The organism is Rudaea sp. (assembly GCF_036383415.1).
Taxonomy (GTDB): domain Bacteria; phylum Pseudomonadota; class Gammaproteobacteria; order Xanthomonadales; family Rhodanobacteraceae; genus Rudaea.
Map to the genome: position 1 here is coordinate 1 of NZ_DASVOK010000374.1, position 9,877 is coordinate 9,877.

Genomic DNA, 9,877 nt, shown 5'->3' on the forward strand with positions numbered 1-9,877 from the left:
CAATTCGGCCACTTCGGCGCGCAGAGCCTCAACTTCGGCCTTCAGTTTCGCATCGTCGGCGTGCGCGGCGGGTGTAAGCCCCGCGCACGTGAGCAGGACGGCCAGTGCCAGCGGTTTGCGCTGCATGTCATTTCTCCAAAAATATAAAAAGATACTTTTTCTTTCGAACAAGGCCGCGTGGCGACATGTCCTGCATCAGGGATTGGCGAGGTCGTGCGCCGGATCGGCCGTGTCGGTCGCAGCGTCATAGCCGTCGGTCAGCGTGCCGAGGAAGGCGACGACGTCGTCGATCTCCAGCTCGCTCAACGCAGGCGTACCCCCGAGCGGACGGTTGTACGGCACCTCACTCGTATTCACGTTGCGCGCGAGCAGCGCCGGCACGTCGTTGAACTTCACCACGGCGCCGGCAGCATCGAGCGGATACCACTTGTCGGGATTCGTATCGCGCTGCACGTAGAACTGGATCGCCTCGCGCAGCGAATTGAAGTAGCCGTTGTGGAAAATCACCTTGCGCGTGGCGACGTTGCGCAGCGTCGGCACTTTGAATGTGCCGCAGAGGTCGCGCCGCGCGACGAGGTCGATGCGGTCGGGGCCGCACAGGCCGAGGTCGAAATAATCGGGATCGGCCGTCGCCAGAATCTGCGGATTGCGCGGCACGCCGAGGTTGTCGTAGGTGTAGTCGGTGAACAGCGGCGGATCGCCGTTCGGCGCGCGCGTTGACGGATGGCAGCCGGCGCAGCCACCCTTCGTCTGACTGTTGAACCGGGCGAAGCCACGCAGTTCCTGTGCGCTGAGCCTGATCTTGCCCTGCATGAACAGATCGAACTTCGAGGAGAACGGGCGAAACTCCGGCGCCGTGGCCTCGTACACCCCCACTGCATAGCGCGCGGCAAGGAAGGCGTCGTCGACGCGCTCGAACACGTCGGCACCGAACAAGCCGCGGAATTCCTCGGCATAGCTCGCGCGGCTGAGCTTGTCGACTACGGCAGCTGCGTCGCCGTTGGCCATTTCGTGCGCGGCGAGGAACGGCCGCGATGCCTGCTCGACCAGCGTGTTCGCGCGGCCATCGCGATTGAAACCGCCGGTCGGCGTGCCGTCGTTGGCGAAAAAGAACGGCATATTGATGTTGAGATAGCGCAGGCTCGGCACCGAGCGGAAACCGGGCACATCGAGATTCGCCCCGCCCGACTGCACCGACAACGCGTTGTTCTGCGCATGCGCGAACTTGGGATCGTGGCAGGTCGCGCAGGACATCTTGCCCGATGCCGACAACGACGCATCGTTGAAGACATTGGCCCCTAGTGCGGCAAGTGCTGCCTGCGACGGCACTTCGCCGGCAGCAACCGCGGAGACGCTACCGACTGAAGCGGCAAGGAGTACGCAAAGCAAGATGCCGACGCAGTGGCGCGTACGCGACCGACGATCCGCCCGATCTTCAGGCCGGCCCGGCCACGACAAAGCGTCGGCACGCCAATCCGATGCATGCATGGTGTATTTGCCTTGATTACGAATGAGAATGAATCTCAATTGAGTTTATATTATTTTTGCTTTCGAACTCAAGGCCGTGCGCAAGCGGATGCGTGTCTGACCGGACCGGCGGATTGAGTCGTCGACTAGCGAAAGCCGACACCTGCCGTAGAACACCGCCGGCGTCCACACGACCTTGACTACGGCCGCTGCAACGCCGGCCCCCTTTCTGCAGCCATTCGCAACTTCTCGCTTGAGTGAGCGGGAATGGCGGCGGCCTAGCTGATCGGAACGTTTGCGCTTCGTACGCAAAGAAATAGTTGCACTTTTTATGTTATTTAGATAACTTGGTACCAAGTTACCTAAACGAGATCGCAACGATGAACAGCAAATTGCACCTGGTCGGATTCATTGCACTGGCCCTCGGCCCTGGCGTCAACGCCGAGGGGATAGACCATGCAGCGCATGACTCACATGTCGGCAGCGGCGCAAACGAACCATCCATCCATTCCAAAGGAGAATCACACGTGTACGCCGAGCGCGAATTCAGTCTTGACCTACCCGGCACCGTGGCGTTTCTCACGCCGTACTTCGGACCAGTAAAAGAAAGTGAATGGTCGCCAGATTGGAAGCCGTTATTCGTGCATCCCTTGGGCGGAGGCCAGATTGCCGGCGCGATCTTTCAAACCCGATCGGAATGGGGTCTTGCCACGTGGGTATTGGACCGGTACGAGCCTGAACACGGCAAGGTCGGCTACCTGATCTTCATTGCGGGCATCGGCGTGACTCGTTACGACATCACTTTGACCCAGTCGAATCCAGTCAGTGTTCGAGTACGCGTGTGGTGCAGCCGGACCGCATTGAACGGGGCCGGCGCGAAATACGTCGCGCAATTCGAACAGTCCTTCGCAAGCCAGGGACCGGAATGGCAGCAAGCCATACGAAGCATCTTGCCGCACTAGCATTTTTTGCCCGGCACTTCTCGACGAACGCTCCTCCACGCAAACCCCTCCTCCGGTTTCGACCCGTATGCCCATTCCGCCGATTCTGACCCTAAGCCGAACTTTGGATTTCTTTGAGCTACCTGCCGACTGCAGCCTGTTTCGCCTGTGCGACAAGCACATGACCGCAGAATTGCGACGCGGCGGTCATCACCATCCGAACGGCCTGCTGTCGCCGCGAGATCTGTCGAGAGCGCGTGCAATCTTTGCGCATCGCGACGTCTTCGTTGTAGGCATGATCGTCGTCCGATACCATGCGGCGGCAAAGGTCGCGAAGTTTTATCGCCTATGGGTCGAGCCGGCGGCTCGCAAGAAAGGTATAGGCGAGGCCTTGATGAAGTTCGCACAGCGTCGCGTCGTTGAACTGGGTGGACGGACGATCGAGTTCAAAACCGGTCTGGACCTCGCATCAGCCGTAGCCCTGTACAAAAAGCTGGGATACCGTGAGAAACCCTGCCCCGAAGCGGGGCCTTTGGGCCTGTCGTTCCGAAAATCGTTGCGGCGGCGTCGACCTCGGATGGACGGTCGTTGAACCGGGTAAATCCAAATGAACAAAGAAAAGAAGATAGAACGTGTCCAGACCGGGGTGCGGATCGAAAAGCGGCTGCTCAAAGTTCTCAAGAGCCTGGCGGAAACCTTGGACTTGTCGCTCGGCGATCTTGTTGAAGGCATCGTGCTGCATGCGTTCGAGAACAAGAAGCCGTTTACCGCGAAGACCCTGCAGCATATCGAGCAATTGCGGGAAATCTACGGACTCGACTTGACTGCCGAAGACAGTCACAAGCTCAAAGAGTGACCGGCCCGGACGGCGCAACACGAACCATCCGCGCAAGCGATCTCGGCCAGTTCGGATGACGCAAAGCGAATGCTCGGCCAGCAAGCGCAACGCGCCGTTATCCGCTGCCGGGAGGCAAGAAAGCAGAGCGGGCTCAGTCGCCGCGATCGTCGCGGGTGAATACCTGCGCGTCTTCCACCTTCACCGGGAATTTCGCGATCGGCTCGTACGCCGGCGGGCACATCGCCGCGCCGTTGCGCAGGTCGAAGCGTGCGCCGTGGCGCGGGCATTCGACCTCGAAGCCGTGCACTTCGCCGCCGGCCAGTTCGCCGCCGTCGTGCGTGCAGATGTCCTCGACCGCATACAGCTCGCCGTCGACGTTGAACACCGCGATCGCCGTGTCGCCGTCCCAGGTGACCTTGAATTCGCCGGGCAGCAGTTCGGATTGGGCGCAGACACGGATCCAGCCGCTCACGATCGCGCTCACAGCGGCTTGACCAGCAATTCGAACTTGAGGTCGTCGCGCTTGGGGATGCCGAAACGCTCGTCACCGTAAGGAAACGGCTTGTACTTGCCGGTGCGCGAATAGCCGCGCCGCTCGTACCAGGCGATCAACTCATCGCGCACCGAGATCACGGTCATCTCCATGCGCGCGCAGCCGAAGTCGTCCTTGGCCACGCGCTCGGCCTCGGCCATGACCAGCTTGCCGAGGCCGGCCCCCTGCTGCGTCGGATCGACCGCGAACATGCCGAAGTAGCAGGCTTCGCCCTGCTTCTCGATATGGCAGCAGGAAAGAACGAGTACCCCGCGCGCTGCGAGCAAGACCAGGCTGCCGGGTTTCTCGATGACTTCCTTGAGGCCCTCCGGATCGACGCGCTGGCCGTCGAGCAGGTCGGCCTCGGTGGTCCAGCCCGCGCGACTCGCATCGCCGCGATAAGCAGAGGTGACGAGCGTTTCGATCGCCACGATGTCGGCGGTCGTGGCCAGGCGGAATTCGACGGCAGCCTCGTTCGGCAGGTCGTGGACGGAAGTCATCGGTGGTCTCCCTCGGTCGTGGTTTTTGCTGTTCCGGCCAATGCCGCGCGCAAGGTCACGAACGGCAGCAGCGCGCATTTTCGGCGCGACGGATAGTGTGCCAGCGCGGCGAGCGCATTCAAGTCGCCCGGCAGAGTTCCGGCTTTGGCTTCGCCACCGATCATGCGCGCAAACCGCGCTTCGAGTGCCGCGATGCCGTCCGCGTCGAGCCGCGCCGCGGCTTCGCCGAGCATCGACGCCGTCGCCTTCGCGATCGCGCAGGCATCGCCGCGAAACGCGATCGCGGCGATGCGTCCATCGACGACGCGCAATTCCACATGCAGCGCGTCGCCGCACAGCGGATTGGCGCCGTCGGCCTGATGCGTCGGCTCAGCCAGCGCGCCGAAATGGCGCGGCGCGCGGCTGTGCTCGAGGACGATGCGCTGATACAGCTCGCTGGCGGACATCTTGGCATTGTACGTCCCCACGCTCGCGCATGAAGTGGTCCGCAAGCTGCATCCCGACGACGCAGTGCGACCACGATACTGCCATCGCATCGCCAGCAGCATAAACTCGGATCGAGCGCTGCTTCGGCCACTGGGAGTTTGCACTGATGAATCCACAACGACGCGCCCTGCTCGGCGGGATGGCCTTGGCCGTCATCGCGCCCGCTCATGCGCAGCCGCAAAGCGAACTGCCCGCACAGCCCGCCGACGAGGCTCCCGATGCGCCGCCGTGGCCACCCGCCGAGCGCATCGCGCTGTGGCCCGGTACGCCACCCGGCATGCCGGCGACACCGCCGACGCCGTCGTTGATCATGGGCGGGCGACGCGGAGAGCGCCTGCTTTCCTTGACTGGCATCGTGCATCCCAAGATCAATGTGTTCCGCGCACCGTATCCGGACGGTTCGGCGCTGCTCTTGATTCCCGGCGGCAGCTACAGTTTCGTCTCGGTGCAGAACGAAGGCATCGACATCGCGCGACGCTACACGCCGTTCGGAACGAGCGTGTTCGTGCTGACTTATCGCCTGCCTGGCGAAGGCCGGAAAAATCGCCAGCGCGTGCCGCTCGCCGATGCACAACGCGCGATGCGCCTGCTGCGCGCGCAGGCGACGACACTGCGCATCGATCCGCAACGCATTGGCGTGATCGGTTTTTCCGCGGGAGGCCATCTCGCTGCCGATCTCGCGACCGCTTTCGATGAAGCCTGCTATGCGCCGATTGATGCAGCCGATACCTTGTCGGCACGACCTTACTTTGTGGGCCTGGGTTATCCAGTCGCCAGCCTGATGCCGGGCGTGGGACATGCCGACTCGCGCGACAATCTGCTCGGCCCCCATGCCTCTGAAGCACAAATCAGGAAACACTCGCCGACCGAGCTCGTACGTGCCGACACGCCACCCAGCTTCGTCTTCCACGCCATGGATGATGACACCGTCCCCGCAGAATCGAGTTTGCGCTGGATCGCTGCATGCCGTCGCGCGCGGGTTCCGATCGAAGCCCACCTGTTCGAGAAAGGTGGCCACGGTTTCGGCCTGCATGCATCGATCGACAACTCCGCTGCACGCTGGCCGGACCTGTTCGCCGCATGGATGCACCGGCAGCAGAGTTGACGTTTCCAATATTTTCCAATTTCGACGGCCGAAATTCTGCTTGCTCCGCTCTGGCGCGATCGATGTTTCATGCGCACAATCAGGCCATGGAGACACAATACGACGCGATCGTGATCGGCAGCGGCATCAGCGGCGGCTGGGCGGCGAAGGAACTCTGCGACCGGGGCCTGAAGACGCTCGTGCTCGAACGCGGCCGCGACGTACAGCACATCAAGGACTATCCGACGATGTCGCTGCGGCGCTGGGACATGGACCTGCGCGGCGAGAATCCGCGCTCGACGAACGAGGCGAATCCGCTGATCTCGCGCGCCGCGGGCTACGACGCGACGACCAAGCAGTTCTTCGTCAAGGATGAAGACCATCCGTACGTGCAGGAGAAGCCGTTCCTGTGGGTACGCGGCTATCAGGTCGGCGGCAAGTCGCTGATCTGGGGTCGCGCCTGTGCGCGCTGGTCGTCAATGGACTTCGAGGCGCCCAAGCGTCTGGGCTACGGCATCCCCTGGCCGATCGGCTACGACGACGTCGCGCCGTGGTACAGCCACGTCGAGAAATTCATCGGCGTCTGCGGCAGCAAGGAAGGCATCGCAACGATGCCCGACGGCGAGTACCTGCCCGCCTACGAGCTCAACACGGTCGAGCAGCATTTGCAGAAGGTGCTCAAGGAAAAGTTCGGCCGGCACTACATTTCCGGCCGCTGGGCGCACATCACCGATGCGCAGGAAATCCATCGCCAGCAAGGGCGCGCCACCTGCCAGAACCGCAACTTGTGCATGCGCGGTTGCCCGTTCGGCGGCTACTTTTCGTCGAACGCGAGCACGCTGCCGTGGGCGCAGAAGACCGGCAATCTCACTGTGCGTCCGTTCTCGGTCGTGCATTCGATCCTCTACGACGACGCGACCAAACAGGCCAGCGGCGTCAAGGTGATCGACGCGAACACGCACGAGGAACTCGTGTTCAAGGCCAAGGTGATCTTCGTCAACGCCTCGGCGCTGAACTCGACGCTGGTCCTGCTCAACTCGACGTCGAAGCGTTTCCCGAACGGCCTTGGCAACGACCACGGCGTGCTCGGCAAATACGTCGGCTTCCACAACTACCGTGCCGGCATGAGCGCCGAGATCGAAGGCTTCGAAGAAGCCTACTACGAAGTCTACAAGCCGGCCGAGAACATCATCCCGAACTTCCGCAACGTCGACAAGCAGGACGCCGATTTTCTCGGCGGCTACGTGATCTTCAGCGGCGCAAGCCGGCGCCTGATCGACGACAACGACACCCACGGCGAGACGATCGGCGCGAAGTACAAAAACGCGATCAGCAAGCCCGGCAAGTGGACCGCGTACATGTACATGCAGGGCGAGACGCTGCCGAACGCCGCAAACCACGTGCGCCTCTCGCCGGACAAGAAGGATCCGTGGGGCATCCCGCAACTCGTCATCTCGGTCGGCTACGACGACAACGCCGAGCGCATGGTGCGCGACTTCCTCGGCGAAGGCCGCAAGATGCTCGAAGCCGCGGGCTTCACCAACGTCAACGCGAACGACAACCACTGGCCGCCCGGCCTCGATATCCACGAGATGGGCGGCGCGCGCATGGGCAGCGATCCGAAGACCTCGATGCTCAACGCGCACAACCAGATGCACCTGTGCAGGAACGTCTTCGTCACCGACGGCGCCTGCATGACGAGCACAGGCAGCCAGAGTCCGTCGATCCTGTACATGGCGCTGACCGCGCGCGCGGCGAACTACGCCGCCGACCAGCTCGAGAAGCATGGGAGGATCGTCTGATGGATCGCCGCGAACTGCTGCGCGCCATTGCCGCGTTGACGGGATGTGCGTTCGTCGGCGTCGACCGTGTTTTTGCCACCCCCTCCGATTCCAGCGTTTACACACCCACGCAGATCGCGCTGCTCGACGAAATCGCCGAGACGATCCTGCCGCGCACCGACACACCCGGCGCGAAGGACGCGCAGGTCGGCGCCTACATCGCGCGTTATTCGGCTGCCTGCTACACGCCTGCAAACCTTGCGGTTCTGCGCGCCGGCCTCGGCGAGATCGATGCGCGCTCGCGCAACGTTCACGGCGCGGAATTCGTGAAATGCACAAGTGCACAGAAGCAGAAACTGCTGGTCGACGTCGATGCGGAAGCCAAACGTCACGCGCGTACGTCGGGCGAGAACAGCGGCCAGCCGCCGCACTGGTTCACGCTGTGCAAGCAGCTCACTTTGCTCGGCTTCTTCACCTCGGAAGCGGGCGCGACGCGCGTGGCGCGCTATCGCCCCGTTCCCGGGCCGTACAAGGGCGTGGTGCCGTACAAGGGTGAGACATTCTGGGCCTGGTGATACCGCGATCCATCGGAGACAAAGACGAATGAAGTACGCCATGGTGTTTTGCGCCGCCGCTTTGAGCTTTGCCGCACACGCTGCCGAATCGGCCAAACCCGACGCAGCCAATGCGCTGTCAGCAGAGCAACAACGCGAAGGCTGGAAACTGCTGTTCGACGGCAAGTCGACCGCGGGCTGGCATCGCTACAACGAGAAGACGATCGGCAAGGCATGGTCGGCCGACGGCGGCAGCCTGCATCTCGATACGAGCAACAAGAAAGGCGGCTGGCAAGCGCCCGACGGCGGAGACATCGTCTACGACGGCGTGTTCGCCAATTTCGACCTGAAGCTCGACTGGAAGATTGCGATCGCCGGCAACAGCGGCGTGATGTTCTACGTGCAGGAAGGCCCCGAGCACAAATATCCGTGGCAGACCGGCATCGAGTCACAGGTGCTCGACAACGTCGCCGCCGAGGACGCGAAGTTCGACAAGCATCGCGCCGGCGATTTCTATGACTTGATCGCCGGCAAGCCCGAAGCCGTGCGCCCGGCCAACGAATGGAACCGTCTCGAAATCATCAGCGACCACGGTCATGTCGTCGAAAAACTCAACGGCACCGTCGTCGTCGAGACGACGCTGTGGAGCGACGAATGGAAACGGTTGATCGCCGGCAGCAAGTTCCGCGACATGCCGGGTTTTGGCATGTTCCGCGAAGGCAAGATCGCGCTGCAGGATCACGGCGCGGACGTGTGGTTCCGCAACATCATGATCCACGAGTTGAAGTAGCGCTGTCGCGTCAGGCCAGCAGCTTGCGCACCCTGGCAATGGCGGCGATGAACGCGTCGATCTCCTCGCGCGTGTTGTAGAACGCGAGCGACGCGCGCGCCGTCGCCGGCACGCCGTAGAACTGCATCAGCGGATGCGCGCAATGGTGGCCCGAGCGCACGGCGACGCCTTCGTGATCGAGCAGCGTCGCAAGGTCGTGCGCGTGCACGCCGTCGATCAGGAACGAGAACACCGCGGCCTTCTCCTTCGCCTCGCCGAACAGGCGCAGCCCGGGCACCGATTTGAGCGCGTCGCTCATGTAGGCGGCGAGCTCACGCTCGATCGCACCGATCGTGTCGAGGCCGACGTGGTTCACGTAGTCGATCGCCGCGCCGAGGCCGACGAAGCCGGCGATGTTCGGCGTGCCGGCCTCGAACTTGTGCGGCGGATCGGTGAACGTCGTGCCGTCGAAGCTCACCGTGCGAATCATCTCACCGCCGCCGAAGAACGGTGGCATTTCGGCGAGCAGCTCCTTGCGCGCCCAGAGCACGCCGGTGCCGGTCGGACCGTAGAGCTTGTGCCCGGTCAGCGCGTAGAAATCGCAGCCGAGCGCCTGCACGTCGATCGGCAAATGCGGCGCGGCCTGCGAACCGTCGACGAGCAGCGGGATGCCGCGCGCGCGGCAGGCCTTGGCCAGTTCGCGAACCGGATTGATCGTGCCGAGCACGTTCGACACGTGCGTCACGCCGGCGAGCTTCACACGCGGATTCAGGCGCGCGATGAATTCCTCGACGATCAGCTCGCCGCTTTGCGTGATCGGCGCGGCGATCACTTTCGCGCCCGTGCGCGCGGCGACCAGCTGCCATGGCACGATGTTGGCGTGGTGCTCCATCGTCGTGACGAGGATTTCGTCACCCGGCTGCAG

General features: G+C 62.9%; 12 protein-coding genes. 7 read left to right on the plus strand and 5 right to left on the minus strand.

What is annotated here, in order from left to right; translation table 11 throughout:
• Positions 1-195: 195 nt before the first annotated feature.
• Positions 196-1,389: a cytochrome-c peroxidase gene (locus tag VF497_RS13775; protein WP_330889660.1), complete on the minus strand. Its 1,194-nt coding sequence runs from the start codon at positions 1,387-1,389 to the stop codon at positions 196-198.
• Between the two features lie 458 nt (positions 1,390-1,847).
• Here VF497_RS13775 and VF497_RS13780 point away from each other — a divergent pair, with 458 nt between their 5' ends.
• From VF497_RS13780 to VF497_RS13790, 3 genes are all read left to right on the plus strand, one after another.
• Positions 1,848-2,429 carry a hypothetical protein gene (locus tag VF497_RS13780; RefSeq protein WP_330889662.1) on the plus strand — a complete coding sequence of 194 codons (582 nt, stop codon included), beginning with the start codon at positions 1,848-1,850 and terminating at the stop codon, positions 2,427-2,429.
• 67 nt (positions 2,430-2,496) lie between these two features.
• Positions 2,497-3,000 carry a GNAT family N-acetyltransferase gene (locus tag VF497_RS13785; RefSeq protein WP_330889664.1) on the plus strand — a complete coding sequence of 168 codons (504 nt, stop codon included), beginning with the start codon at positions 2,497-2,499 and terminating at the stop codon, positions 2,998-3,000.
• A 15-nt stretch (positions 3,001-3,015) separates the two neighbouring features.
• Positions 3,016-3,264, plus strand: coding sequence for a hypothetical protein (locus tag VF497_RS13790; protein ID WP_330889667.1), 249 nt, complete (start codon positions 3,016-3,018; stop codon positions 3,262-3,264).
• A 133-nt stretch (positions 3,265-3,397) separates the two neighbouring features.
• On the opposite strand, the gene VF497_RS13795 is transcribed toward VF497_RS13790, so the two are convergent.
• From VF497_RS13795 to sufU, 3 genes are read right to left on the minus strand one after another with little or no spacing between them, the layout of a single operon-like run.
• Positions 3,398-3,718, minus strand: coding sequence for a non-heme iron oxygenase ferredoxin subunit (locus VF497_RS13795; protein WP_330889669.1), 321 nt, complete (start codon positions 3,716-3,718; stop codon positions 3,398-3,400).
• A gap of 8 nt (positions 3,719-3,726) precedes the next feature.
• The gene (locus VF497_RS13800; protein ID WP_330889671.1) at positions 3,727-4,278 is read right to left on the minus strand and encodes a GNAT family N-acetyltransferase; all 552 of its coding nucleotides are present in this window, start codon (positions 4,276-4,278) and stop codon (positions 3,727-3,729) included.
• The gene (gene sufU / locus VF497_RS13805) at positions 4,275-4,724 is read right to left on the minus strand and encodes a Fe-S cluster assembly sulfur transfer protein SufU (RefSeq protein ID WP_330889673.1); all 450 of its coding nucleotides are present in this window, start codon (positions 4,722-4,724) and stop codon (positions 4,275-4,277) included. Before sufU ends, VF497_RS13800 begins: the two co-directional genes overlap by 4 nt.
• Before the next feature lie 146 nt (positions 4,725-4,870).
• Between sufU and VF497_RS13810 the strand changes: the two genes are divergently transcribed.
• The 4 genes from VF497_RS13810 (at position 4,871) to VF497_RS13825 (ending at position 8,973) form a co-directional block, all read left to right on the plus strand.
• Complete coding sequence (locus tag VF497_RS13810; RefSeq protein ID WP_330889675.1) at positions 4,871-5,869, plus strand: alpha/beta hydrolase; 999 nt, start codon at positions 4,871-4,873, stop codon at positions 5,867-5,869.
• An 86-nt stretch (positions 5,870-5,955) separates the two neighbouring features.
• Positions 5,956-7,650 carry a GMC family oxidoreductase gene (locus tag VF497_RS13815; RefSeq protein ID WP_330889677.1) on the plus strand — a complete coding sequence of 565 codons (1,695 nt, stop codon included), beginning with the start codon at positions 5,956-5,958 and terminating at the stop codon, positions 7,648-7,650.
• Positions 7,650-8,204, plus strand: a complete 555-nt coding sequence (locus tag VF497_RS13820; RefSeq protein ID WP_330889679.1) for a gluconate 2-dehydrogenase subunit 3 family protein — start codon at positions 7,650-7,652, stop codon at positions 8,202-8,204. The genes VF497_RS13815 and VF497_RS13820 overlap by 1 nt, the downstream gene beginning before the upstream one ends.
• A 28-nt stretch (positions 8,205-8,232) precedes the next feature.
• On the plus strand, positions 8,233-8,973 hold the full coding sequence (locus tag VF497_RS13825; protein WP_330889681.1) for a DUF1080 domain-containing protein: 741 nt from the start codon (positions 8,233-8,235) through the stop codon (positions 8,971-8,973).
• 10 nt (positions 8,974-8,983) lie between these two features.
• Here the strand turns inward: VF497_RS13825 and VF497_RS13830 are convergent.
• The coding region (locus VF497_RS13830) for a cysteine desulfurase (RefSeq protein WP_330889683.1) at positions 8,984-9,877 on the minus strand (894 nt) is incomplete at its 5' end.

Bases quoted from the DNA above. Each gene is read 5' to 3' on its own strand.
- VF497_RS13780 (WP_330889662.1), top strand. From the start codon at position 1,848: ATGAACAGCAAATTGCACCTGGTCGGATTCATTGCACTGGCCCTCGGC.
- VF497_RS13785 (WP_330889664.1), top strand. From the start codon at position 2,497: ATGCCCATTCCGCCGATTCTGACCCTAAGCCGAACTTTGGATTTCTTT.
- VF497_RS13790 (WP_330889667.1), top strand. From the start codon at position 3,016: ATGAACAAAGAAAAGAAGATAGAACGTGTCCAGACCGGGGTGCGGATC.
- VF497_RS13800 (WP_330889671.1), bottom strand. From the start codon at position 4,278: ATGACTTCCGTCCACGACCTGCCGAACGAGGCTGCCGTCGAATTCCGC.
- sufU (WP_330889673.1), bottom strand. From the start codon at position 4,724: ATGTCCGCCAGCGAGCTGTATCAGCGCATCGTCCTCGAGCACAGCCGC.
- VF497_RS13810 (WP_330889675.1), top strand. From the start codon at position 4,871: ATGAATCCACAACGACGCGCCCTGCTCGGCGGGATGGCCTTGGCCGTC.
- VF497_RS13815 (WP_330889677.1), top strand. From the start codon at position 5,956: ATGGAGACACAATACGACGCGATCGTGATCGGCAGCGGCATCAGCGGC.
- VF497_RS13820 (WP_330889679.1), top strand. From the start codon at position 7,650: ATGGATCGCCGCGAACTGCTGCGCGCCATTGCCGCGTTGACGGGATGT.
- VF497_RS13825 (WP_330889681.1), top strand. From the start codon at position 8,233: ATGAAGTACGCCATGGTGTTTTGCGCCGCCGCTTTGAGCTTTGCCGCA.